Origin of the sequence: Streptosporangium sp. CA-115845 (assembly GCF_050943795.1) — a bacterium.
Classification (GTDB): Bacteria; Actinomycetota; Actinomycetes; order Streptosporangiales; family Streptosporangiaceae; genus Streptosporangium.
Window position 1 is genome coordinate 7,348,929 of the sequence record NZ_CP191988.1, and the last position, 24,316, is coordinate 7,373,244.

The following is a 24,316-nucleotide window of genomic DNA, read 5'->3' on the forward strand; positions in this document are numbered from 1 at the left end:
TGCCGACACCGGCAGGCATCCTCCCTCGGTCACGGGGTAGTCCGACCGTCGAGTCGTCCCCCACCCCGAAAGGCGAGCACCCATGAACGAGACGCCCACCGGCCTGGACACGCAGGTCGTGGTGGACCGGAGGGTCCTGGCAGGCTACGACAACTACCTCGCGGCGCAGCGAACCGTGGACGGGCTCTCCGACGCGGGATTTCCCGTCGAGAACGTGGCGATCGTCGGCAGCGACCTGAGACTTGAGGAGACCGTCACCGGCAGGGTGACCAACGGCCGGGCCGCGCTCACCGGAGCGGGCAGCGGCGCGGCCTTCGGCACCGTGGTCGGGATGTTCCTCGGACTGTTCACCTCGACCACGCTGTCGTTCATCGTGCTCGTGCTCTGGGCCGCCCTGTGGGGTGCCGTGATGGGCGCCGCGTTCGGGTTCATCAACCACGTCTTCACCCGCGGCAAGCGGGACTTCGCCTCACGCAGCGCGATCGTCGCCGGCCGCTACGACGTGCTGGTCACGGCCTCGTACCTGGATCACGCCCGCGCCGTCCTGGAGTCGTCGCTCCCCGGTCCGGCCGACACCGTCGTCGTGGAGGTCCCGCCGTCGGCCGGGATGTACGACCCCGCCGCCGCGCAGACCACCGCCCCCGGTCACTCCACCCCCGCGCGGCCGCTCGCCACGGACCTCCCCCCGCAGCCGACCGCCCCCGGCCTCTCCGGCCGCCCGGTCACCTCCGACCTTCCTCCGCAGCCGGTCACCCCCGACCTCTCCGCGCGCCCGGCCATCTCGACTCCGCCTCCGGCCAGGCCGGTCACCTCCGCCCCCACACCACCGAGTACCGAGGACCGGCCCGCTCCGCCGCGGCCGAACGCCGCGGAGCACCGGGTCCCCTCGAAGGGGACCGCTCCGGAACAGCCCCGCTCCTGAAACACACCCGGTAGGCCCCGGGCGCCCGGGGCCTACCGGAGAGGGCGGCAGAAGGGGCACCTCGCTCTCTTCATCCGGGTGTTCACCGCGTGTGCGAACACCCGGATCGAGGAGAGCCCGGGGTCGGTCAGCCCTTGACGCCGCCGGCGAGCAGGCCCCGGACGAAGTAGCGCTGCATCGACAGGAAGACGATCAGCGGGATGACCAGCGAGACGAACGCGCCCGAGGTCAGGCGCTGCCACTCGTTGCCCCTGGTGCCGGCCATCTGCGCCAGCCGTACGGTCATCGGCGCGCTGTCCGGGGTGCCACCGGCGAAGATCAGGGCCACCAGCAGGTCGTTCCAGACCCAGAGGAACTGGAAGATGGCGAAGGTGGCCAGCGCGGGACCGACCAGCGGCAGGACGATCGTGCGCAGCACCTTCCCGTGGCTGGCCCCGTCCACCCTGGCCGCCTCCATGAGCTCGCCGGGGAGCTCGGACATGAAGTTGTGCAGCAGGAAGACGCCCAGCGGCAGCGCGAAGCAGGTGTGGGCGAACCAGACCTGGACGAAGCGGGCCGGTCCCTCCAGGTCCCAGGCGGGCAGCAGTTGGACGCCGAAGACGGCCACGCCCTCGGAGAAGAACGACAGCAGCGGCACGAGTGACATCTGCAGCGGCACGATCTGCAGCGCGAAGATGCCGATGTAGATCCACTCGCGCCCGCGGAACGGCAGCCAGGCCAGCGCGTACGCCGCGAAGGTGGCCAGCGCCAGCGGGAAGAGCACCGACGGGATCGTGATGACCACCGAGTTGATCAGGAAGCTCATCATCTGGCCGGACGACGACGAGGTGCCGAACAGGACCTGCTGGTAGTTCTCCAGCGTGAGCTGCGGGTCGGAGAAGAACGTCCACCAGCCGGTGGTCTTGATCTGGTCCTCCGGGCGCAGCGAGGAGAGCAGCAGGCCGAAGGTCGGGGTGGTCCACAGGACGGCGATGACGATCGCGACGGCACTGGCGACCCGGCCGCTCAGCCGCCGCCGTACGCGTTGCGGCGCGTTCTCCGCCCGGGTCCGCACCGCGCTCTGGGTCAACGTGGCCACGTGGCCTCCTCCGTCCGGGGCGTGCTCGCGCAGCCTGATCGCCCGGTCACCTCAGGGCCTCCCTGCGCTGGCGGATCTGGTAGATCACGATTGGGGTGACCAGTACGAACAGGAAGACCGCGAGAGCCGCGCCCTTGCCCGTCTCGCCATACCTGAAGGCCTGGTTGTACATCTCGTTGGCGATGACGCTGGTGTCGAACTGGCCGCCGGTCATGGTGCGGACGATGTCGAACAGCTTGAGCGTGCCGATCGACTGGGTGACCATCACGACGACGATGGCCGAGCGGATGGACGGCAACGTCACCCTGAAGAACATCTGCAACGGGGTCGCCCCGTCCAGCTTGGCGGCCTCGACGATCTCGGCGGGGATGCCCTTGATGGCCGCCGAGAGCACCACGGTGGCGAAGCCCGCCTGGATCCAGACCATGACCACGATCAGGAAGAGCGTGTTGAGCGGGGGTTCCTGGAGCCACTGCTGCGGCTCGCCGCCGACGGCGACCACGAGCTGGTTGAGCAGGCCGATCTGGTCCTGCTCCTCGGAGCGGTAGGCGTAGACGAAGCGCCAGATGATGCCCGCGCCGACGAAGGAGATCGCCATCGGCAGGAAGACCAGCGACTTGGCGAGCGACTCGAAGCGGGTGCGGTCCACCAGGACGGCGTAGACCAGGCCGATCGCGGTCACCAGCAGCGGGACGAGCAGCACCCAGATGAGGGTGTTGCGCAGTACGGTCACCGCTTCCGGCTGGGTGAACATCCAGCCGTAGTTGTCCATGCCCACCCACTGCTTGCCGTCACCGCTCATGAACGACAGCAGGGTGGTCCTTACGGCCGGAACGACCAGGCCGATGACGAGAAGCAGAAGTGCGGGCAACAGCAGGATGGTGGCGTGGGGCCAGGCGCGCCGTCGCATCGGGGCGCGGTCGACCAGCACCAGTATCACCGCGACCACCACGAGGAAGGCGGCGACGCCGATCAGCAGTTGGACGAGTTTGGGCAGTTCGGCGGCGAAGTCGAAGTCCATCGGAGGATCTCCCGGGAGGATCGGGCCGGGGGGAACGACGGTCCGGTCCCGCATCACGCGGGACCGGACCTATCGAGTTATGTCAGGACTTGGGCCAGGATGCCTCGATGTAGTCGAGGACCGTCTTGGTGTCCTTGCCGTTGATCCAGTCGGTCATGCCCTTCCAGAACGTGCCCGCGCCCACCGCGGCCGGCATCAGGTCCGAGCCGTCGAAGCGGAAGATCGTGCTCGGGTCCTGCAGCATCTCCATGGAGAGCTTGTCGATCGGGTTCTGGGCGTTGGCCGGGTCGACGCCCTTGCGGGCGGTGACATAGGTGCCCAGCTTCATCCGGGCGGCGGGGAACTCCGCGGAGGCGAGGTAGGCCTGGACGGTCTGGACCTCGGGGCGGTCGGTGAAGGCCGCCACGAACTCGCCCGCGCCGAGCACCGGCTTCTTGGCCGGGTCGTTGCCCGGCAGGTAGAAGGCGAACACGTCGCCGTCCTCGGCGACCTTGGTGCCCTCGGGCCAGAAGTTGGCGTAGAAGGACGCCTGGCGGTGCAGGGCGCACTTGCCCTCGGTGATCGGGACACCGCCCTCCTGGAAGGCGGTGCTGGCGATCGACTTGACCGGGCCGTAGCCGCCGTTGACGAACTTGTCGTTCTTGAGGATCGCGCCGACCTTGTCCACCGCCGCGACGACCTTGGGGTCGTTGAACGGCAGTTTGTGGCCCACCCAGTCGTCGTAGCCCTCGGGGCCGATCTCCCGGAGCAGGATGTCCTCGATCCAGTCGGTGGCCGGCCAGCCGGTCGCGTCACCGGACTCGATGCCCGCGCACCACGGCTTGATGCCGGTGCCGGCGATCGTGGTGCTGAGCGTCATGAGCTCGTCCCAGGTCTTGGGGACGGCCCAGCCCTTCTCGGTGAACATCTTCGGCGAGTACCACACGAAGGACTTCACGCTGGCGCCCAGCGGGGCGCCGTAGAAGGTGCCGTCGACCGTGGCGTACTTGGCCCAGTCCGCAGACCAGCCCTCGCCGGTGAGCTTCTTGACCTCTTCGGAGGCGGGCTTGAGCTTGCCCGCCTTGGCGAAGCGCTCCAGCAGTCCCGGCTGGGGGAAGAAGGCGATGTCGGGGGGGTTGCCGCCGTCCGCGCGGACCTGGATCTGGGCCTCGAACTCGCCGGTGCCCTCGTATGTGATCTTGATTCCGGTGCACTGGGCGAACGGCTTCCACGCCTGCTCGAAGAGGTCGGCCTCCGCGTCGCGGATCGGCGAGTAGATGCTGACGGTCTTGCCTTCGTGCTTGCCGTACTGGCTGAAGGCGGCGCATTCGGGGGACGTGCTGCTGCCGCCGCCCGCCGATGGCTTGGCCTCCTCCGTGGATCCACATGCGGTGGCGACCAGCGCCAGCCCTATGGTGCCCGCCACCAGGACGGCACGATTGGGCCGAGAGAGGAGCGACATGGACCTTCCTCCATATGTACATTGCCGGGGAGTGAGAGAGCGCTCTCTGGAAGAATTGTCCGCACACCACCCAATGTCAAGAACCGTGATATTACGGTTACAGTCTCATTTTTCTTGACACAATCCGTGCGATACCGTGATGCTCGTGAGAGCGCTCTCACGGAACAGCCACACAGAATGGGACGGTGAGGACATGACCATGTCCGCCGAAAAGTCCTACCACCTTCGGGACTCCGGCGTGCTGAGGTTTCCCGAGGGCTTCGTCTGGGGTGCCGCGACCGCGGCCTACCAGATCGAGGGCGCCGCCCGGGACGACGGCAGGGGGCCCTCGATCTGGGACACCTTCTCCCGGACACCTGGCAAGGTCTACTCGGGCCACACCGGTGACGTCGCATGCGACCATTACCACCGCTATCCCGAGGACGTCGCCATCATGCGCGACCTCGGCCTCGCGGCCTACCGCTTCTCCATCTCCTGGCCCCGCCTGCAGCCCGACGGCTCGGGCCCGGTGAACCCGCGCGGCCTGGACTTCTACGACCGCCTCGTCGACGAACTCCTCGGCGCGGGCATCACCCCGATCGTGACGCTCTACCACTGGGACCTGCCGCAGACCCTGGAGGATCTCGGTGGCTGGACCAGCAGGGAGACCGCCGCGCACTTCGCCGACTACGCCGCGATCGCGCACGGCCGGCTGGGTGACCGGGTCGAGACCTGGACCACCCTGAACGAGCCCTGGTGCTCGGCCTTCCTCGGCTACGCCTCGGGCATCCACGCTCCCGGCCTCGCCGAGCCCGCGCTGGGCTTCGCCGCCACCCACCACCTGCTGCTCGGCCACGGCCTGGCCGTCCAGGCACTGCGCGCCTCGGGCGCCACCAAGGTCGGCATCACGCTCAACCTCGCCCCCGTGCTCGGCGACGACGTCGCGGCGACCGAGCTCGTCGACGGCCTGCAGAACCGGATCTTCCTGGACCCGGTGCTCCGCGGCGAGTATCCCGCCGACGTCGTGGAGCGGGCCCGCCGTTTCACCGACTGGTCCTTCGTGCGGGACGGGGACCTGGAGACCATCAGCCAGCCGATCGACCTGCTGGGCGTGAACTACTACCACCCGCAGACCGTGGCCGCCCGCACCGGTGAGCCCGCCAACCCCGTCTACCCGGGCAGCGAGGGCATCGCCTTCGGCCTCGCCGACGCGCCGAAGACCGCGATGGGCTGGCCGGTCCAGCCGTTCGGCCTGACCGATCTGCTCCTGCGGCTCTCGCGCGACTATCCGGGCACCCCACTGATCATCACCGAGAACGGCGCCGCCTACGACGACGTCGTCGAGGACGGCGAGGTGCACGACGTCGGCCGCCTCTCCTATCTCGACGGGCATCTGCGCGCGGCGCACGCGGCCATCGAGGGTGGTGCGGACCTACGCGGTTACCTCGTCTGGTCCCTGCTGGACAACTTCGAGTGGGCCGAAGGTTACCGCAAACGCTTTGGCGTCGTACATGTCGATTACGGAACCCAACGCCGTACCCCCAAGGACAGCGCCCTGTGGTACAGCAAGGTAGTACGCCGGAACGGACTGTGAGGGCCCGGCCAACCCTGGAGAAGGTGGCCGCCCGGGCCGGTGTGTCCCGGGCGACCGCCTCACGCGTGGTCAACGGCTCCACGCGCGTGGCGCCGGAGATCCGCGAGGCGGTCAACCGCGCCGTGGACGAACTGGGCTACGTGCCCAACCAGGCGGCGCGGAGCCTGGTCACCCAACGGGCCGACTCGATCGCCCTCGTCTTCCCCGAACCGGCGACCCGGGTCTTCTCCGAGGATCCCACCTTCTCCGGGATCATCCGGGGGGTCAGCATGGAGATCGAGGAGGCCGACAAGCAGCTTGTGCTGATGCTCACCGGCCTAACCGGCGGTTACCAGCGGGTCGAGCGCTACGCCACCAACGGCCACGTGGACGGCGTGATCATCGCCTCGATGCACGGAACCGACCCGCTGCCCGGCATCCTCGCCAGGCGCGGCGTGCCGGTGGTGTGCAGCGGCCGGCCCAGCGTGCCCAGCGGCCTGCCGTACGTGGACATGGACAACGTCGGCGGCGCCGAGCGTGCGGTGCGGCACCTGGTGGAGCAGGGGCGCCGTCGGATCGCCACCATCGCGGGACCGCAGGACATGATCGCCGGGATCGACCGGCTCAACGGCTACCGTGCCGTGCTCCGTGACTCCGACCGCCGCTCCATCGTCGCGGTCGGCGACTTCACCCGCGAGTCGGGTACGTCGGCGATGCGGCAGCTGCTCGCCGACGACCCGGAGCTCGACGCGGTGTTCGTGGCCAACGACCTGATGGCACTGGGCGCGCTCACGGCCCTGCGCCAGGCGGGACGGCAGGTCCCCGGCGACGTCGCGGTGGTCGGCTTCGACGACATCCCCGCCGCCGCCTACACCGAGCCCCCGCTGACCACGGTCAGGCAGCCGACCGTCGAGATGGGGCGGAGGCTCGCCCGCATGGTGCTCGACCTGGAGGAGAAGGCACAGGTGATGCTCCCCACCGAGCTGGTCGTCCGGGGGTCTACGACGACGCCCTGACGACCAGCTCGGTGGAGACGATCACGGTTTCGGCGGGCCCCCCGTCGAGGAGGCCGAGCAGGAGACGGACCATGGCCGCGGCCTGCTCGGCGTGCGGGGTGTGGATGGTCGTGAGCGGCGGGTCGGTGTAGCGGGCGGCCTCTATGTCGTCGTAGCCGACGATCGCGACGTCGCCGGGAATCCGCCGCCCCGCCTGACGGAGCGCGTGCATGGCGCCGATCGCCATCAGGTCGTTGGCGGCGAAGACCGCGTCGAGCTCCGGGTCGTCGGCGAGCAGCTGCCGCATCGCGACCGCCCCGGACTCCCGGGTGAAGTCGCCGACCGCGATGATCGAGCGGCGGTCGGAGTCGCGGAGCACCTCGCGGTACCCGGCCAGCCGGTCCTGGCCGCCGATCATGTCCAGCGGTCCCGCGATGGTGGCGATGCGCCGCCTGCCCTGCTCCAGCAGGTGCCGCACGGCGGTGGCCGCGCCGGCGACGTTGTCGTTGTCGACGTACGGCATCGCGACCGGCACGGCCGGCCTGCCGTAGGAGACGACCGGGACGCGCAGCCGGGTGAGCGCGATCGGCAGCGGGTCGGCGCCGTGGCTCGACACGAGCATGACGCCGTCGACGTGACCGCCGGCTATGTAGTTCTCCACCCGGGCGTGGCTCTCCGGCGACCCGGCCAGCAGCAGCACGACCTGCTTGTTGACGGCCTCCAGCTCCAGGCTGGCCGAGCGGATGACCGTGGAGAACATCGGGTCGTCGGAGAACACCCGGTTCGGCGACTCCGAGACGACCAGCGCGACCGAGTTGGTCCGCTGGGTCGCCAGGTTCCTCGCCGCCCCGTTGGGCACGTAGCCGAGCTCGTTCACCGCGCGCATGACCAGTTCTCGGATGTCGGCGGTGACCGTGGTCTGGCCGTTCACCACCCGGGAGACGGTCGACCGGGAGACCCCGGCACGGGCGGCGACCGCCTCCAGGGTGGGTCGTTTCATCGTGTTCCCCTACAGTCCGTTGCGCGCGATGACCTCGCGATACCAGAGCGCGCTGTCCTTGAGCAGGCGCCGCTGGGTGGCGAAGTCGACATGTACGATCCCGAACCTCCGCCGGTACCCCTCGGCCCATTCGAAATTATCCAGCAGCGACCAGACCAGGTAACCACGCACGTCCGCCCCGTCCGCGATCGCGGCGTGCACGGCGCGCAGATGGCCGTCCAGATAGTCGGTCCTGCGCGCGTCGTGGACGCCGCCGTCCTCCACGACGTCGTCGAACGCCGCGCCGTTCTCGGTGATGATCAGGCCGACCTCCGGGTAGTCGTCGGAGAGCCGCACCAGCAGGCGGGAGAGCCCGTTCGGCACGATCGGCCAGCCCATCGCGGTGGCCGGCACGCCGTCCGCCGGGCAGAACCTGATGTCCTCGCTGCCCGGCCACGCCGCGTCGGCCGCCTGGCCGGGACCCGACTCCACCACGCATGGGTTGTAGTAGTTGATACCCAGCAGGTCGATCGGCTGGTTGATGATCGCCAGGTCGCCGTCCCGGATGTGGTCGACGCCACCGTTGCGCCCGACGATGTCGAGGAACTCGGCGGGATACTCCCCGCGTACCGCCGGGTCGATGAACTGCCTGGTCAGCAGGGTGTCGATCCGGCCGACCGCCTCCGCGTCCGCCGCCGAGGGCGCGGCCCCCGGATCGGCCACCTGGGCCGGAGTGATCACCGGCGACAGGTTGAGGACCAGCGAGATCTCCCGCGCGCCCGCCTCGCGGAGCGCCCGTGCCGCCAGCCCGTGTCCCAGCAGCATGTGGTGGGCCGCACGGAAGGCCGCCGCGGGATCGGTCCTGCCAGGCGCGTGCACCCCGTTGCCGTAACCGAGGAAGGCCGCCACCCACGGCTCGTTGATGGTCGTCCAGTTGTGGACGCGATCCCCCAGCCGCGCGTACACGGCCGCCGCGTACTCGGCGAACCGGTAGGCGGTGTCGCGCTCGGGCCAGCCCCCCGCGTCCTCCAGCACCTGCGGAAGATCCCAGTGATAGAGGGTGACGTACGGCGTGATGCCCGCCTCCAGCAGCCGGTCCACCAGGCGGCTGTAGAAGTCGAGGCCTCGCGCGTTGACAGGACCGCTCCCGTACGGCTGGACCCTGGGCCAGGCCACCGAGAACCGGTACGCCGCCAGGCCCAGCTCGCTCATCAGCGAGACGTCGTCGGCGTGACGGAGGTAGTGGTCGCACGCCACGTCGCCGGTGTCGCCCCCGGCGACCTTGCCCGGGGTACGCGAGAAGGTGTCCCAGATCGAGGGCTCGCGGCCGTCCTGGCGCACGGCCCCCTCGATCTGGTAAGACGCGGTGGCCGCGCCCCAGACGAAACCGGTGGGGAAGTCCGCACGCCCTTCCGTAAGGGTGGCCCCCCGAGTGCCGACGACGGTCATCCCTTCACCGCTCCCTGCATTATTCCTCCGATGATCTGTTTACCGAGAAGAGCGAACACCAGCATCAGCGGCAGGGTGCCGAGCGTGGTGCCCGCCAGGCCGAGTACGTAGTCGTTGACGTATCCGCTGGCCAGCGTGGACAGGGCGACCTGCACCGTCGGATCCTCCGGGGTCAGCACGACCAGCGGCCAGAAGTAGTCGTTCCAGACCGACATGAAGGTGAGCATGCCCAGCACCGCCGCCGCCGGGCGTGCGGCCGGAAGCACGACGTGCCAGAACAGGCCCCAGGTGCTGCAGCCGTCGACCCGGCCTGCCTCCAGCAACTCGGTCGGCAGCGCCCGGGAGAGGTACTGGGTCATGAAGAACACGCCGAACGCGTTGACGAGCGCGGGCACGATCAGCGCGTACATGGTGCCGGTCCACTCCAGCTTCACCATCAGCATGTACAGCGGGATGATGCCGAGCTGGGTCGGCACCATCATGGTCGCCACGGTGAGCAGGAGCAGGGCGTTGCGGCCGCGGAAGCGCAGCTTGGCGAAGGCGAACCCGGCCAGCGTGGAGAAGAACATCACCGCGATCGCGACGGAGCCGGAGACCAGGACGGAGTTGACCATCGCCAGGGCGAAGGGGACGGTGTCGAAGACGCGGGCGACGTTGGCGAAGAAGTTGCCGCCGGGCAGCAGCGGCGGTGGGACGTCGGCCAGGGCCGCGTTGTCGCGGGAGGCCACCACGATGCTGTAGTAGAGCGGCAGCATGGAGAAGAACGCCACCGCCGCCAGCGTGAGATAGGTGAGCCTGCGGGCGGCCGTGGAGCGCCGGGCTCCGGAGACGGCGGTACGGGCGCTCACGTCAACCCTCCCTTCGCGCGGCGGGTGATCAGGTAGTTGACGCCGGCGACCAGGACGATGAAGACGAACATCATCCAGGAGATGGCCGAGGCGTAGCCGAAGTCGAGCTTGGTGAAGTTCTCGTAGATGAACAGCGAGAGCGTCTGGTACTGCCGGTCCACCCCTCCGGTGATGAGGTAGGTGCCGAACAGCAGTGGCTCGGCGAGGATCTGCATGGCGCCGATCGTCGAGGTGACGACGACGAAGACGATCGTGGGCCTGATCATCGGGATGGTGATCCTGCGGAGCTGGGTCATGTCGCTCGCGCCGTCGATGGTGGCCGCCTCGTACAGCTCGCGCGGTACGGCCTGCATGGCCGCCAGGAAGATCAGCGCGTTGTAGCCGGTCCAGCGCCACATGATCATGGCGGAGATGGCGGCGTGGGAGGTCAGCACCCCCTCGTTCCAGGCGACACCCTCGACGCCGAACAGCGACAGCATCCAGTTGATCATGCCGAAGTCGCGGCCGAAGAGCTGGCTGAAGATGACCACCACCGCGACCACGCTGGTCACGTTGGGCAGCAGCAGCGTGATGCGGAAGAAGGTCTGCGCCCGCAGCGGCCGGTTCAGCAGGTGGGCCAGCCAGATGGCCAGCAGCAGCTGCGGAACCGTGGACAGCACCCCGATGGACAGGGTGCTGAAGGTGGCGTTCCAGAAGTAGTCGTCGGCGAGCAGCGTCCTGAAGTTCTCCAGGCCGACGAAGGGCTGCTCGTCCCGGAGCAGCGTCCACTCGTGCAGGCTCACCCAGGCGGTGTAGGCCAGGGGGAACAGTCCGAAGGCGGAGAACAGCAGGAAGAACGGGGCCACATACGCGTACGGCGAGCCTTTGACGTCGAGCCGGTGGACCAGGTGGCGCTGGAGGCGGCGGCGAGGTCCCGTCGGCTTGCCCGGTGGGACCGCCACCAGGCGATCGGGTGCCCGAGTGGCCATGGCAGCTCCTTTCGATGATGCGCTGAGGAAGGCGGGTGTGCGGCTCGTCCGGATGACAAGCAGGTGGCCGACCGGTGCGAGACCAGTCGGCCGACGGGGCGGTTACTTGATCCTGCCGACGTCCTCAAGCGCCTGCTTCCAGGCCTCCTCGGGGTTCTGCTTGCCCTGGTCGACCCGCTGGAGACCGTCGCCGATCGCCCTCAGCACGTCACCGGCCTTGGGACCGACGGGCTGTGGCTTGAGCGCCCTGGCGGCGTCGGTGAAGATCTTGCCGATCGGCGCGTTGCCGAAGTACGGGTTGACGTACTCGGACACCGCCGGGTCGTCGTACAGGGCGGGCAGCGAGGGCAGCGCGCTGGCCTCCTTGAAGAGCTTGATCTGGCTCTCCTTGCTGGTCAGCAGGTTGATCAGCTCCGCTGCCTCCTTGGGGTGCTTGCCCTGCTTGGGCAGCACCAGGTGGGTGCCACCCTGGTTGCCGCCGCCACCGGGCACCGCGGCGATGTCCCAGGTGCCCTCACCGGGCTTCTGGTCCTTGATCGTGCCGGTCTTCCAGGCCGGGCAGACCATGGTGGCGAAGGTGCCCTTGGCGATTCCGGTGTTCCACGGCGGCGAGAAGGCAGCGAGGTTGGCGGAGAGACCGTCGTTGATCATCTTCACGCCTGTGTCGAACGCCTTGCGCACTTCGGGGTTGGTGGCGGCGACGATGTTGTACTGGGCGTCGTAGAAGCCGACGGGGGCCTGCTCGACCATGGCGCGGAAGTGCTCACCGGGGCCGTCGGTGAACTTGGCGCCCGCCACCTTGGCCGCGACGAACTTCTTGCCCGTCTCGACGTAGGCGTCCCACGTCGGCCAGAGCGCCGACACCTCGTCGCGGTCGGTGGGCAGGCCGGCCTTCTTGAACAGGTCGGGGCGGTAGCACATGGCCAGGCCGCCGACGTCGGTGCCCAGCCCGATGAGCGAGGAACCGTCGTTGGAGACGCCCAGCTTCCACTTCCAGTCGAGGTACTCGCTCTGGCGCGAGTCCAGACCGTATTCCTTGAGGTTGTGGAACTTGTCGGGCACGGGGGTGAAGGTGCCGATGTAGCCGCCCTCGACCGCGACCACGTCCGCCGCGCCCGCGCCGGTGGTGAGCTGCGTGATGAGGTTGGCGTGGTGGTCGTTGAACTGCGCGCGGCGCTCCACGATCTCCACGTTGGGGTGGGTCTTCTTGAACTCCTCGTACAGCGGCGCGAAGTGGAAGTCGCTGAACAGCCCGACGGTCAGCTTGATCTTCTCGGCCGGCTGGGAGGCCGCCCCACCGTCTGCGGTGGTACCGCCGCTGTCGCCGCCGCAGGCGGTGAGGCCCAGGGCCAGGGCGGAGACGGCGACCATCGGGGCGAGGAACCGGTGGCGTGACTTACGCATGGAACCCTCCTTGGGTCCTCATAAATGATCATGGAGAGAGCGCTCCCTGAGCAGATTGATACCAACGGGGTTGCATGTCAACGGCCCCCCGAATGCCGGCCCGAGCCCCGAAGTCGGCTTTTCTTGGAGAGCGCTCTCCCAGACTTCGAGGCGTTTTCCCAGGTCAGACATGTTTAAGAGTTAGATTTAGCAGTGGATGGAGCGCTCCCACAACGAAAGGTCACATTAAGGTCGCGTTTCCATCATGTTCCACGATGCTGCTCCACACCCTTGACACTCCTCGCGAGCCGGGTCACTCTCTCAATCAGAGAGCGCTCCCCAGTGACTCTCGGCAGGGCTCCACCCGTCGCCGGCCACCCGCGGCGTGGATGCCTCCGACTGTGGACCAGGTGGACCAGGTGGTCCCGACGACTCGTCCCGCCATTCCCACGCGCGCCGTTACTCCGGCGGTGAATCCCGTGCGCCTCGTCTCCCCGCCCGCTCCACGGTCCTTTCCCGAAGGACGACGCGGGAGCCGTCCCGTCCCCGTGGCTCTCGTGGCGGCGCCGGACCCCGTAGAGTCGTCCGGCCGGTCGGAAATCGACCGGCGCGTATCCAACCAAGGAGAACCACGTGGCACTGGAGAAGCCGGAGATCGACTTTCCGGAAGGCGCCCCGCCCTCGGAGCTGGAGATCGTCGACATCGTCGTAGGGGACGGCCCGGAGGCCAAGCCGGGGCACCAGGTCACCGTGCACTACGTCGGCGTGGCCTTCTCGACGGGCGAGGAGTTCGACGCGTCGTGGAACCGCGGCGACGCCTTCCAGTTCCCGCTGGGCGGGGGCCGGGTCATCGCGGGCTGGGACCAGGGCGTCGCGGGCATGAAGGTCGGCGGCCGTCGCCGTCTCACCATCCCGCCGCACCTCGGCTACGGCAACGCCGGTGCGGGTAACCGCATCAAGCCCGGCGAGACGCTCATCTTCGTCGTGGACCTGCTCGGCGTGAGCTGACGCCCGGGAGACGGGACAGCACCGGTGGGCGGGCCGCCCTGTCACCGAAGAACTTCGGTGACAGGGCGGCCCGCCCACCCCGCTTTCGCGCGTGCTTTCAGGGAGGGCGATTCAGCTCCTCGCCATCGTGAACGACAGGGCCCCCACGCTGCGATTCCGGTGAAAAACAGGCCCCCCTCTCACCGAAATGTCGCTTACAGCTCTTAGGCTGGCCACTGTGTTGTTGATCGACCTCGCGCGCACCTCGGCGGCCGTGGCCGCCGTCTCCGCCCGGCTGGCGAAGACCGCGCATCTCGCGGAGCTACTCGGCCGGGTCGAGCCGGACGAGGCGGAGATCGCCATCGCCTACCTCTCCGGAGAGCTGCCGCAGCGCAACGTCGGCGTGGGCTGGACGAGCCTGCAGGATCCGCCCGAACCCCGGCTGGCCGCCACCGCCACCCTGCGCGAGGTCCACGACCTCCTCGACCGTGTCAAGTCCCTGGCCGGTCCCGGCTCGCAGAGCACACGCAGGACACTCGTCGCCGAGCTGTTCGGCGCCCTCACCCGCCAGGAACAGGTCTTCCTGTCACGCCTGCTCGGGGGCGAGCTGCGCCAGGGCGCGCTCGAAGGGGTGATGATCGAGGCCGTGGCGAAGGCGGCCGGGGTGCCGGCCGCCGAGGTCAGGCGGGCGCTGACGCTTCGCGGCTGGCTTCCCGCCGTCGGCGCCGCCGCCCTGACGGGCGGGGTCGAGGCGCTGCGCGCCTTTCACCTGGAGGTCTGCCGGCCGGTGTCGCCGATGCTGGCCCAGAGCGCCACCTCCGTCGCGACCGCGTTCGGCAAGCTCGGCGGCCCGGTCGCCGTCGAGTGGAAGCTCGACGGGGTCAGGGTGCAGGCACATCGCTCCGGCGACCGGGTGTCCGTCTTCACCCGCGCCCTCGACGACATCACCACCCAGGTGCCCGAACTGGTCGAGGCGGTGAGCGCCCTGCCCTCCAGCGACCTGGTTCTCGACGGCGAGGTCATCGCGCTGCGCCCCGACGGCCGCCCCGAGCCCTTCCAGGTCACCTCCGGCCGCGTGTCCAGCCGCGCCGACGTGCCGCGAGCGCGTGAGAAGACCCCCTTGAGCGTCTTCTTCTTCGACGCGCTGCGGGTCGACGGCGCCGACCTGCTCGACCTGCCGGGTGCGGAGCGTCACGCGGCCCTGACCGCGGCCGTGCCCCCCGAGCTGGTGACCCCGCGTCTTGTCACCGGCGACGTCACGGACGGCGAGGCGTTCTTCAAGGACGCGATCAGAGGCGGTCACGAGGGTGTGGTGGTCAAATCGCTCCTGACGCCCTACGCCGCAGGAAGGCGCGGAGCCGGCTGGATCAAGGTGAAGCCCCGGCACACGCTCGACCTCGTCGTCCTGGCCGCCGAATGGGGCCATGGCCGCCGCGAGGGCAGGCTCTCCAACCTGCACCTGGGCGCCCGCGACCCGCGTGGCGGGTTCGTCATGCTCGGCAAGACCTTCAAGGGCCTGACCGACGAGCTGCTCGCCTGGCAGACCGACCGCTTCCTCGGCATCGCCGAGGGCCCCACCGACGGCTGGACGGTCACCGTCCGCCCCGAGCTGGTCGTCGAGATCGCCTTCGACGGCGTGCAGCAGTCGAGCCGCTACCCCGGCGGCATGGCCCTGCGCTTCGCCAGGGTCATCCGCTACCGCCCCGACAAGACGGCGGACCAGGCCGACACCGTCGACATGGTCCGTTCCCTCATGCTCTGACGCCTTCCGGCCTTTACCGGGTCACTTCACGAGGCGCAGCGTGAGGGGGTAGCGGAAGTCTCCATCGCCCATCGCCGCGACGCCGCCGATGACGGACAGCACCACGCCGCCGATCCAGAGCAGCGGCGTCAGGATGACGCCCACCACCGTGATCGCCAGCACGATGGTGGCCGCGATCAGCGTCAGCTGGAAGTTGAGAGCCTCCACCGCGTGTGCGCGGATGTAGGGCGAGGTCCTGCCCGCGGTGAGCATCATGACCAGCGGACCGAGGATGGGCAGGCCGACCAGCGGGAGCATGTGCGCCGCCGCCGCGCCCAGACGCTCCGCTCCGGTGTCGCCCCCCCGCCTGCCGAGGTGCCCGTGGTGGCCGTACGCCGCCTGGGGCGTGACCGGCGGCTGGAACGCGGGCCGGACCGGCTGCGTACCGTACAGCTCGTTCATGATCGGCATGAGGTCGCCGTGCACGCGGGCCGTCATCGCCCGCTCCAGCCTGTCGTCGAACTCGACTTTGTCGAGCCTTCCCTCCGCATAGGCGGCCTGGACGTGCTCGACCACCCGGTCACGATCCTGGTTGCTGACCCGGAGCTCCGCGTGACCGGGCCCAGGGCCGCTCACCGGCACTCCCCCGTGCCACTGACCCGCCGATGCCGTTGTGCCTGCCATGAGACCGATACCCTTTCGTCGCCTCTTCGACCTCAATGCTCGTCCAGATTGTCGGCCCCGTATATCAGGATGAACCCCTATAGGCCCCTGAAACCGACCCTTGGCCTTTCACCGTGGATCGAGCAGGAGAGGTATACAAAGAGACATGAGATGGCGAGATCGCTATGGGTTGAGGCGCAAGCGCGGGCCGAAAATCGCCAAGTTCGACCGCGATGCCACCGACGCCGACATCGAGACGCTCATCGCCTTCGCGAAGTCACGCCGGGGCGTGGAGTTCTACGTCGAGCCGGAGACGTTCGCGACCGACACCACGGCGGTGGCCGTCGCCGACGACGGCGAATGGACCCGGCGCCGGGTCGGCTCCCCCGCGGTGATTCGCAAGGTGGCCCGCGACCTGGCCCTGCCCGTCTACGACGTGCAACTGACCGGCTATCCCCCCCGGATGAGGGCCTACAACGAGCGCCAGAAGCGCGCGGAGAGCTGAGCCGGGAACCCGGTGGTCGCATCGTGCGCGGGGCCACCGGGTTCTTCCAGCAACGCGGCCATCGGGAGCAGCCAGGCCATCTTGGGGCTGCCCATCTCCTGGTCCAGTTCCTCGGGGCTGGGCATCCTGTCGTTGAGGGCGTGTGGCGGGACCAGGTGGTGGATCGCGTGCATGAGCAGGTGAGCCATCGAGTAGCCGGGATCGGCCTCAAGCGCCCGGGTGAGGGCGACGCCCGCCAGCGCGGAGTCGCCCCGCCGCCAGGCGACCAGGCCGAGCAGCGAGGCGGCCGGGGGCACGAACCTCGGCTCCAGCCTCCGGGTGAGGTCGTGCCAGAGCTTGAGATGCGCGTCATGACCGTCGTCGGTGACCAGCGCCCACGCCTCGTCGCGAACCCTGATCACCGCCAGGTCCAACCCCAGCCTGGCCGCCTGATCGTCGTCGAGCCGGCTGCCCGAGGCGTAGGTGGCGATCGCCTCGCGGACCCTGGTCACCCCCTCCGCGACGAACTCCACCGCGAGCCCGTCGGCGTCACGACATCCGGCGAGCCTGCCGCTCAACTCCTCCGTGAGGCGGCCCGTCGCCTCACGCATGGCCACCCGCGCGGACCCGGTGACCGGGTCGAGTGAGCGCTCCAGCGCCTGCCTGTCCGGCAACGCGACCAGTCCGTGCAGGATCGCCTCGGCCGCGACGACGGTGGCCCGCCTCTCGTACGGCACGCCTTCGACGGGACAGCAGTCGGTCCGTGGGCAGCCGTACGACCAGTAACGGCCGTCCTCCACCCGGAGCGCGTCGACGACGGTGAGGCCGCCCCTGCGGAACAGTGCACCGGCCTCGTCGATGGCCGGGGTCACCAGCGGACCTGGACCGTAGCCGACCATGACGACCTGCGTGACCTCCTCCTTCCGGAAGAGCGGAACGATGTCGCCGAGACCGCCGGACGCCAGGGGAAGGTCCCACCGGACGGTGAGGTGCAGCCTGCTCCTGGGCAGACCGCCCGTGAGGCCGATGACGACCAGGCTCTCCGCGGGATGGAACCCCAGCAGGTAGGGGACCGCGCCCAGGACGTCTTCGGTGGAGCCGAGCAGGAGCCGGGGCTGGGAAACCGGCGGAAACAGGGACTCGGGCGAGTCCGGACTCTCTGTTGTCATGGCCGGAAGCCTCCCGGACCCGCTCCCGTGTCTTTCGGCCCGAACTCCTTTCTGTGGACGGAACGTGCGGCCGTCCACAGCCGGGCTGATCCCGGTCACCGGCCCGTGGAGACCCACCGGACCGTCCCCCTCACCACCGGCGCCCGGGGCGAGGCGCGCTGACGGCCGGCGCTTCCTCAGGCGCCTCTCAACCCGTCCTCTCCGCCGACAAAAGGGCCGGGGCCAGGCGGTTGCGGACCATGATGGCCGCACCGGCCACAGCGGGAGGCATCGCGATGATCGCGACGAACGGGACGAGGAAGAGCAGGAAGAGCAGGACCCCGAAGCCGAGCGTGGGAGCCTTGTTCGCGCGAAGCAGGCCGAAGCGGCTCTTGCGCGCCAGTCCCCTGCGCTCCAGGGCCAGTGCGGTCAACTCGATCGTGAGGAAGAAACCCGAGACCAGGGCGCCCAGGACCGGAACCACCGTCTGCCCGACCACCGGCACGAAGCCGAGGAAGAACAGCGGGATCGTGAACAGCAACAACCAGCCGAGGGTGACCAGGCTGTCCCGGATGGATCTGGGTATCGACTTCCACAGCGGGAGTTCGTACCCTGTCGGCACCTCCCCGTAGGTCTCCTCCACCTTCTCGGAGAGCTTCTCGTAGAAGGGGTCGCCCAGGATGAGGGTGACCGCCGTGAAGGTCACCACGGCCAGGACCAGCCCCGCGCCGAAGAGCGCCAGCCCGACCAGCGCGCGCAGTGCGGTCCGCGCCGCCTCACTCCATCCGTCGGCGAACGGCGTGCCCCACGCGGCGATGTCCAGCGCGTTCTTGCCGAGGAAGTAGAGGCCGACCGCGTAGAGGACGAACGCGATCAGCGCCGGGATCAACCCGAACAACCACCAGCGCGGATATCGCGCGACCCAGCGCAGTCCCTGGAAGAAGAACCCGATGCCGTCCAGAAAGGAGCGGAAATGACCCATGGCGGAAGATTATCGGGACCGGACGTCAACCGGGACTGCTCCTCATGGCCCGTCTACGGGCGAGAGCGGACGCGGGCCGGGTCGTGGACGTCAGGCGCGCGGCCAGAGGCCGGGCACGGAGACGCCGAGGGCCGCGAAGAGGCGACGCAGCAGGGGCAGGGAGATGCCCAGGACGTTGCCGTGGTCGCCGTCGATGCCGTCGACGAACCAGCCGCCGCGGCCGTCCAGGGTGAAGGCCCCGGCCACGTGGAGAGGCTCGCCGGTGGCGACGTAGGCGGCGATCTCGTCGTCGGTGGCGGTGCCGAAACGCACGACCGTCGCGCCCACCTCCGCCACCTCGCGCCCGTCCGCGGCGTCGATCACGCAGTGGCCGGTGAGCAGACGGCCCTCGCGGCCGCGCATGCCCCGCCAGCGGGCGACCGCCTCCGCCGGAGAGGACGGCTTGCCGTAGGCCCGGCCGTCGAGTTCCAGCACCGAGTCGCAGCCGATGACCAGACCGTCGGTCAGGCCCTCGGCCACCACAGCCGCCTTCGCGCGGGCCAGCGCGAGGCAGAGTTCGCTCGGGCTGTCGGCGGTGACGGCCTCCTCGTCCACACCGCTGACGATCACTCCTGGATCGAGTCCGGCGCTTCGGAGCAGGGCGAGGCGGGCAGGGGATGCGGAGGCGAGAACGATCTGGGTCACGCCGATCGAGCCTAGCGCGGCTCCCGCCGTCCCCTCGCCGCGGGCGGAGGCCTCCGCGGGCCGGGCGTCCGGTCAAAGGCCGCGGGCAGCGTGCCCGGGCGGCGGCTCGCGGGTCAGGCGTGGGGCGAGGGCGGGAGTTGCGGGGGCGGTCCCGAAGGGGGAAGTTCGGGGGCGGCGCCCGGTGGAAGGCCCGCGGCGGCGTACGCCTCCGCCTCGCCGAGGGTCTCGTGCTCCAGCAGGGCCGTGACGATGCCGTCCAGGCGCTCACGGTTCTCCTCCAGGACCGCCAGGGCGACCTCGTAGCACTCGTCCACGATGCGCCGGACCTCCTGGTCCACCGCGGCGAGGGTGTCGGGGGCGGCGGCGGGCTGACCGGCGGCGGCACCGGGCAGCACGCTCAGCGGGCCGATCCTGGAGGACATGCCCCAGCGGCCGACCATGCCGCGGGCGATCACGGTGACCTGCTCCAGGTCGTTCTCCGAGCCGGTGGTGATCACCCCGTAGACGACCTGCTCCGCCGCCATGCCTCCGAGGGCACCGACGATCCGGCCGCGCAGGTATTTCTCGTCGTAGGCGTACTTGTCGGTGTCGGGCGTGGAGAGCGTGACACCGAGCGCCCGCCCACGCGGGATGATCGACACCTTCCTGACCGGGTCGGCGCCGGGCTGGAGCATACCGAGGAGCGCGTGGCCGGCCTCGTGGTAGGCGGTGCGTCTGCGCTCGTCCTGCGGGATCACGACGGCGCGGGCCGCACCGAGCAGGATCTTCTCCAGCGCGTCGGCGAAGTCGGCGGCGCGCACCTTGTCGTGGCCGCGCTTGGCGGCGAGCAGCGCCGCCTCGTTGACCAGGTTGGCCAGGTCGGCACCCGTCATGCCGGGGGTGGTTCTGGCCAGTCGCTCCAGGTCCACGTCGTCGGCGAGCGGCACGCCCCTGCTGTGGACCCGGAGGATCGCCAGCCGCCCCTCGACATCCGGCACCGACACCACGACGGTACGGTCGAACCGGCCAGGACGGAGCAGCGCCGGGTCGAGGACCTCCGCCCGGTTGGAGGCGGCGATCACGATGACGCCCTCGGAACCGGTGAAGCCGTCCATCTCGGTGAGGATCTGGTTGAGAGTCTGCTCGCGCTCGTCGTGGCCACCGATGGTGCTGCCGCCGCGGACCCTGCCGATCGCGTCGATCTCGTCGATGAAGATGATCGACGGTGCGACCTTGCGAGCCTCGTCGAACAGCTCGCGTACCCGCGAGGCGCCGACCCCCACGATCATCTCGATGAACTCCGAGGCGCTCGCCGAGAAGAAGGGCACGTCCGCCTCGCCCGCCACGGCGCGGGCGAGAAGTGTCTTGCCGGTTCCCGGCGGCCCGGTGAGCAGCACCCCCTTGGGCAGCTTCGCCCCCAGCCTCCGGTACTTGTCGGGGTCCTTGAGGTAGTCGACCACCTCGGCCACCTCGTTCTCGACCTCGTCGATGCCCGCGACGTCGTCGAAGTCGACCCGGACCTTGGCCGGTTCCACCGGCTTGGCGGCCTTCGACCTGCCGAGGCCACCGAGCCCGCCGAGACCGCCCAGCCCTTCGCCCATCGCGGCCGCCGAGCGCCGGATGAACCAGATCCACAGGCCCGCCAGCAGCAGGACCGGCAGCAGGGAGAGCAGCAGGTTGGACAGGAAACTCCGGCCGCCGACAGGCTCGGCCTTGATGTTCACGCCCGTCGCGGTGAGCTGCCGGTAGAGGGCGGCCTGGTCGGCGAAGACCGGTATCTCGGTGGAGAACTTGTCGTACTCGGTGTTGCCGCTGTCGGGGTCGCGGACGGGTTTTTTGAGGGTGCCCTGGATCGAGGTACCCGTGGCGTAGACGTCCTTGACGTTCCCCGCCCGCACCTGATCGGTGAACCGGGTGTAGGAGATCGGCTCGGTGACCTCGCCGAAGAACGAGGAGACGATGAAGAAACCCGCGTAGACGATGAGCATGGTCACCAGGAAACGCACCCAGTTGATCCTCGGGCGCTGCGGGGCGGGCGGCCCGTCGGGCAGGCCCTCGGACCGCCAGGGCTTGGATCCGCGCTGCTTGTCGGCCGTGTCCTGGTCAGACCCCTTGCGCTCCTGAGACGCCGGTCGCTTCAAGACTTCCCCCTCGACGGCTGGGGGAGCCTGCCTGGACGGATGCCCAGGACACCCGGCTCAGTCCGGGCTCTCGAACCGAGACCGTCCTTCGCCCGCGCCCCGAGCCCGGAACCTCGCGCCCGGCGAGCGTGCGGGAGGTCGTCGCGCGGGTGGCGATGGAGCGGCCTGCCGTGAAATTCCCCCGAGTTTCACCAGATCACATAGATATGGCGATTCCTGCCCAGATGGGGCTTACTTCAATCTGAGGGAGGAGACCGCGGTGTTGATGTCGCGCCAGCGCTTGCTCTGGGTGTCGGGGATCGTCACGAAGAGCATCGCGGGCTTGGCGCCGGGAGCCTCGACCACGGCGAGGGCGGCCATGGAGGAGCGTGTCTTGCTCTTGACCTTGTACTTCACCCGGTAGGCGAGCAGCCAGCCGTCCTTGATCGGCTGCGAGGCGACCCAGGCGATCCTGCTGCCCTTGGGGTGGTGGTTGAGTGTCCACCGGGCCGCCAGCAGTGCGGTGTCCTTCGCCTCCCGCTGCACCAGGATCGGCACCGGACAGCTCACGAGCATCGCCCGGTGGGCGGTCCCCTTCACCTTCGGCAGCACCTGCTTGGTGGAGAACGGCGACGCGCCGAAGACCTTCCAGGGCTTGCCGAAACGGATCAGCGACACCCCCGACCTGTCGTCCTCGATGCGGCGCTTGCTCTTGTACGCCTTGCCGGGGAGCCGGCCGAGCCGCTTGTCACGCGGCAGTTCGGGCACCCGGGGGTCGGTGAGGGCCGCGATGACGGCGCTGCGGTCGGGGGCCGCTCCCCCGGCCTCGGGCGAGGGGGACGGAGCGGCCGTCTCGGCAGGACTCTCCGACGGGGACGCCTGCTCCGACGCCGAGGCGGACGGCCCCGGCGATCCTGGACCGGGCGAGGGTGGCGCGGCAGATGGCGCGGCGATCTGCCCCGTCTTTCCCCCGCCCGGTTGATCTGAGGAGCCCGAGGAGACGAAACCGACCACGGCCGCGACGGCGGCCAGGACCAGCGCGACGCCCACGGCCAGGATGCGGTAGATCACTCGCATCGGCAGGTCGCCGATGCGGGACCGCTTCACCGGTGAGTCCGATGGTTTCGGGGGGCTCTCCACCACGATTTTCGGCAACTCCGACGTCTCCGCCTCGGCGGTCACATATGTCGGCGCGGAACCCGTCTCCCGGGTCCCCTGAGTCCCACCCAACCCATCGAGCACGATCGGGAGCGTACGACAAATCCGGTTTTCCCGTGCGGGATCCCCATCACACTTCGGGAACGAGTACCTTCCACACCTGTCCATCCGGCGGCCGTGGCCTGGCTGCCCGTCCCTTCGGGACAGGGAGGAGGTCAGACCTTCAGGGACGCCTGCTTCCTGGTGATGAGCACCGACATGAGCGCGGCGGCGAAGCAGAGCAACCCCGCGGCGTACCAGGCGAGGTCGTAGGCGCCGAAGTGGTCACGGGTGACTCCCGCGGCGACCGCGGCGACCGCCGCGCCGATCTGGTGGGAGGCGAAGACCCAGCCGAACACCACAGCCCCGTCGGGACCGTAGATCTGGCGGCACAGGGCGACGGTCGGCGGGACCGTGGCCACCCAGTCGAGGCCGTAGAAGATGATGAAGACCAGCATGCTGGGCTCGGCGGTGGCCCCGAACAGGCTTGGCAGGGCCATCAACGACAGGCCCCGCAGCCCGTAGTAGGCGCCGAGGAGGACGCGCGAGTCGACCTTGTCGCTCAGCCACCCGGACGCCACGGTGCCGGCCACGTCGAAGATCCCGACCAGCGCGAGCAGCCCGGCGGCGACCGGCTCGGCCATGCCGTGGTCGTGGGCGGCGGGGATGAAATGGGTGCCCATCAGACCGTTGGTGCTCATCCCGCAGATCGCGAACCCCCCTGCGAGCAGCCAGAAGGGGCGCGTACGCGCGGCGCTCCACAGCACGCCGAGAGCCCGCGAGGCGGCGCCACCGGTCCGCACGGGCCGCACGGCCGGGGGTGCGGCGGGGTCTGCGCCCAGAGCCGTGGTGCCCACGTCCTCAGGCCGGTCACGCAGCAGGAACCAGACCAGGGGGACCACGGCCAGAGCCGCGACGGCGACCGTGACGGCGGCCGCCCGCCAGCCGCTGTCGGCCGCCAGGTGCGCGAGGACGGGCAGAAAGACGAGTTGCCCGGTGGCGCCGCCCGCGGTGAGCACACCGGTGACGAGGCCGCGGTGGCGGACGAACCAGCGTTCGGTGAGGGTCGCGGCGAAGACCAGGGCCATCGAGCCGGTGCCGAGGCCGACCAGGACCCCCCAGCACAGGACGAGTTGCCAGGGGGCGTTCATCAGGATGGTCAACCCGCTGCCCGCGGCGACCAGCAGCAGGGCGTACGTTACGACTCTACGCATTCCGAAACGGTCCATGAGCGCTGCCGCGAAGGGCGCGGTCAGCCCGTAGAGCATGAGGTTGACCGAGACGGCCAGCGAGATCGTGCCCCGGGACCAGCCGAACTCCTCCTGGAGCGGTGTGATCAGCACGCCGGGCGTCGCCCGGAACCCGGCCGCGCCGAGGATGGCCACGAACGCGACTCCCGCCACGATCCAGGCGCGGTGCAGCTTGCGTTCAGGCGCCCGAAGAGTCGTTGTCATGCGCCCCATAATCGAGGGGCGAAACGCTCCACGCGAGTGGCCCGAGTGCCAATACCCACAAGGATCGGGCCATCTTCGCTCCGGCGGTACCGCCGCTTTCCCCGGCGCGGATGCCCTTCCCGTACGCAGGCACGCCGGGAGCCCGGTAATGGCCATCTCACATACTGGGAGAATTCGCTCAAAGGTTCCGTTTTTTCTATTCTCGTCAACTGGAGGTCTCGCATCCGGCATGGTCACGGGG

The 24,316-nt window shown here is 69.6% G+C and carries 21 protein-coding genes; 6 read left to right on the forward strand and 15 right to left on the reverse strand.

Annotated features, from left to right (window positions below; translation table 11 throughout):
* Positions 1–82: 82 nt before the first annotated feature.
* Positions 83–922, forward strand: coding sequence for a general stress protein (locus ACQP0P_RS34945; RefSeq protein WP_433363360.1), 840 nt, complete (start codon positions 83–85; stop codon positions 920–922).
* Positions 923–1,049: 127 nt separating this feature from the next.
* On the opposite strand, the gene ACQP0P_RS34950 is transcribed toward ACQP0P_RS34945, so the two are convergent.
* The 3 genes from ACQP0P_RS34950 to ACQP0P_RS34960 form a co-directional block, all read right to left on the reverse strand.
* On the reverse strand, positions 1,050–2,000 hold the full coding sequence (locus tag ACQP0P_RS34950; RefSeq protein WP_433363363.1) for a carbohydrate ABC transporter permease: 951 nt from the start codon (positions 1,998–2,000) through the stop codon (positions 1,050–1,052).
* Between the two features lie 46 nt (positions 2,001–2,046).
* Entirely contained in the window at positions 2,047–3,021 is a 975-nt protein-coding gene (locus tag ACQP0P_RS34955; RefSeq protein ID WP_433363366.1) for a carbohydrate ABC transporter permease, read from the reverse strand.
* Positions 3,022–3,103: 82 nt separating this feature from the next.
* Entirely contained in the window at positions 3,104–4,462 is a 1,359-nt protein-coding gene (locus ACQP0P_RS34960; protein ID WP_433363369.1) for an ABC transporter substrate-binding protein, read from the reverse strand.
* Positions 4,463–4,655: 193 nt separating this feature from the next.
* On the opposite strand from ACQP0P_RS34960, the gene ACQP0P_RS34965 reads away from it, so the two are divergent.
* Both ACQP0P_RS34965 and ACQP0P_RS34970 read left to right on the forward strand, forming a co-directional pair.
* The gene (locus tag ACQP0P_RS34965) at positions 4,656–6,035 is read left to right on the forward strand and encodes a GH1 family beta-glucosidase (protein WP_433363372.1); all 1,380 of its coding nucleotides are present in this window, start codon (positions 4,656–4,658) and stop codon (positions 6,033–6,035) included.
* On the forward strand, positions 6,032–7,030 hold the full coding sequence (locus ACQP0P_RS34970; protein ID WP_433363375.1) for a LacI family DNA-binding transcriptional regulator: 999 nt from the start codon (positions 6,032–6,034) through the stop codon (positions 7,028–7,030). The genes ACQP0P_RS34965 and ACQP0P_RS34970 overlap by 4 nt, the downstream gene beginning before the upstream one ends.
* On the opposite strand, the gene ACQP0P_RS34975 is transcribed toward ACQP0P_RS34970, so the two are convergent.
* From ACQP0P_RS34975 to ACQP0P_RS34995, 5 genes are all read right to left on the reverse strand, one after another.
* A complete protein-coding gene (locus tag ACQP0P_RS34975; RefSeq protein ID WP_433363378.1) occupies positions 7,014–8,009 on the reverse strand; it encodes a LacI family DNA-binding transcriptional regulator in 996 nt (331 codons plus the stop codon). The two genes, ACQP0P_RS34970 and ACQP0P_RS34975, sit on opposite strands and share 17 nt — an antisense overlap.
* A 9-nt stretch (positions 8,010–8,018) precedes the next feature.
* Positions 8,019–9,437, reverse strand: coding sequence for a GH1 family beta-glucosidase (locus ACQP0P_RS34980; RefSeq protein WP_433363381.1), 1,419 nt, complete (start codon positions 9,435–9,437; stop codon positions 8,019–8,021).
* Positions 9,434–10,285: a carbohydrate ABC transporter permease gene (locus ACQP0P_RS34985; protein WP_433363384.1), complete on the reverse strand. Its 852-nt coding sequence runs from the start codon at positions 10,283–10,285 to the stop codon at positions 9,434–9,436. The genes ACQP0P_RS34980 and ACQP0P_RS34985 overlap by 4 nt, the downstream gene beginning before the upstream one ends.
* Complete coding sequence (locus ACQP0P_RS34990) at positions 10,282–11,253, reverse strand: carbohydrate ABC transporter permease (RefSeq protein WP_433363387.1); 972 nt, start codon at positions 11,251–11,253, stop codon at positions 10,282–10,284. The genes ACQP0P_RS34985 and ACQP0P_RS34990 overlap by 4 nt, the downstream gene beginning before the upstream one ends.
* Before the next feature lie 102 nt (positions 11,254–11,355).
* Positions 11,356–12,657: an ABC transporter substrate-binding protein gene (locus ACQP0P_RS34995; protein ID WP_433363390.1), complete on the reverse strand. Its 1,302-nt coding sequence runs from the start codon at positions 12,655–12,657 to the stop codon at positions 11,356–11,358.
* 612 nt (positions 12,658–13,269) lie between these two features.
* Here ACQP0P_RS34995 and ACQP0P_RS35000 point away from each other — a divergent pair.
* Together ACQP0P_RS35000 and ACQP0P_RS35005 are read left to right on the forward strand one after the other, a co-directional pair.
* Complete coding sequence (locus tag ACQP0P_RS35000) at positions 13,270–13,644, forward strand: FKBP-type peptidyl-prolyl cis-trans isomerase (RefSeq protein ID WP_343980220.1); 375 nt, start codon at positions 13,270–13,272, stop codon at positions 13,642–13,644.
* Between the two features lie 217 nt (positions 13,645–13,861).
* Positions 13,862–15,385 (forward strand): ATP-dependent DNA ligase, encoded by a 1,524-nt coding sequence (locus tag ACQP0P_RS35005; protein WP_433363394.1) that lies wholly within the window; start codon positions 13,862–13,864, stop codon positions 15,383–15,385.
* 21 nt (positions 15,386–15,406) lie between these two features.
* On the opposite strand, the gene ACQP0P_RS35010 is transcribed toward ACQP0P_RS35005, so the two are convergent.
* Positions 15,407–16,000, reverse strand: coding sequence for a DUF1707 and DUF4870 domain-containing protein (locus ACQP0P_RS35010; RefSeq protein ID WP_433363397.1), 594 nt, complete (start codon positions 15,998–16,000; stop codon positions 15,407–15,409).
* A gap of 193 nt (positions 16,001–16,193) precedes the next feature.
* On the opposite strand from ACQP0P_RS35010, the gene ACQP0P_RS35015 reads away from it, so the two are divergent.
* On the forward strand, positions 16,194–16,532 hold the full coding sequence (locus tag ACQP0P_RS35015) for a hypothetical protein (RefSeq protein ID WP_433363400.1): 339 nt from the start codon (positions 16,194–16,196) through the stop codon (positions 16,530–16,532).
* Here ACQP0P_RS35015 and ACQP0P_RS35020 read toward each other — a convergent pair.
* The 6 genes from ACQP0P_RS35020 to ACQP0P_RS35045 form a co-directional block, all read right to left on the reverse strand.
* On the reverse strand, positions 16,499–17,680 hold the full coding sequence (locus tag ACQP0P_RS35020; RefSeq protein WP_433363403.1) for a DUF4192 domain-containing protein: 1,182 nt from the start codon (positions 17,678–17,680) through the stop codon (positions 16,499–16,501). The two genes, ACQP0P_RS35015 and ACQP0P_RS35020, sit on opposite strands and share 34 nt — an antisense overlap.
* A 187-nt stretch (positions 17,681–17,867) precedes the next feature.
* On the reverse strand, positions 17,868–18,641 hold the full coding sequence (locus ACQP0P_RS35025; protein WP_433363406.1) for an EI24 domain-containing protein: 774 nt from the start codon (positions 18,639–18,641) through the stop codon (positions 17,868–17,870).
* A 90-nt stretch (positions 18,642–18,731) separates the two neighbouring features.
* A complete protein-coding gene (locus tag ACQP0P_RS35030; protein WP_355566103.1) occupies positions 18,732–19,325 on the reverse strand; it encodes a Maf family protein in 594 nt (197 codons plus the stop codon).
* A 113-nt stretch (positions 19,326–19,438) separates the two neighbouring features.
* Entirely contained in the window at positions 19,439–21,445 is a 2,007-nt protein-coding gene (gene ftsH, locus ACQP0P_RS35035; protein ID WP_433363409.1) for an ATP-dependent zinc metalloprotease FtsH, read from the reverse strand.
* A gap of 231 nt (positions 21,446–21,676) precedes the next feature.
* Positions 21,677–22,666, reverse strand: coding sequence for a hypothetical protein (locus ACQP0P_RS35040; protein ID WP_433363412.1), 990 nt, complete (start codon positions 22,664–22,666; stop codon positions 21,677–21,679).
* A 131-nt stretch (positions 22,667–22,797) separates the two neighbouring features.
* Entirely contained in the window at positions 22,798–24,075 is a 1,278-nt protein-coding gene (locus tag ACQP0P_RS35045) for an MFS transporter (RefSeq protein WP_433363415.1), read from the reverse strand.
* Positions 24,076–24,316: the final 241 nt, after the last annotated feature.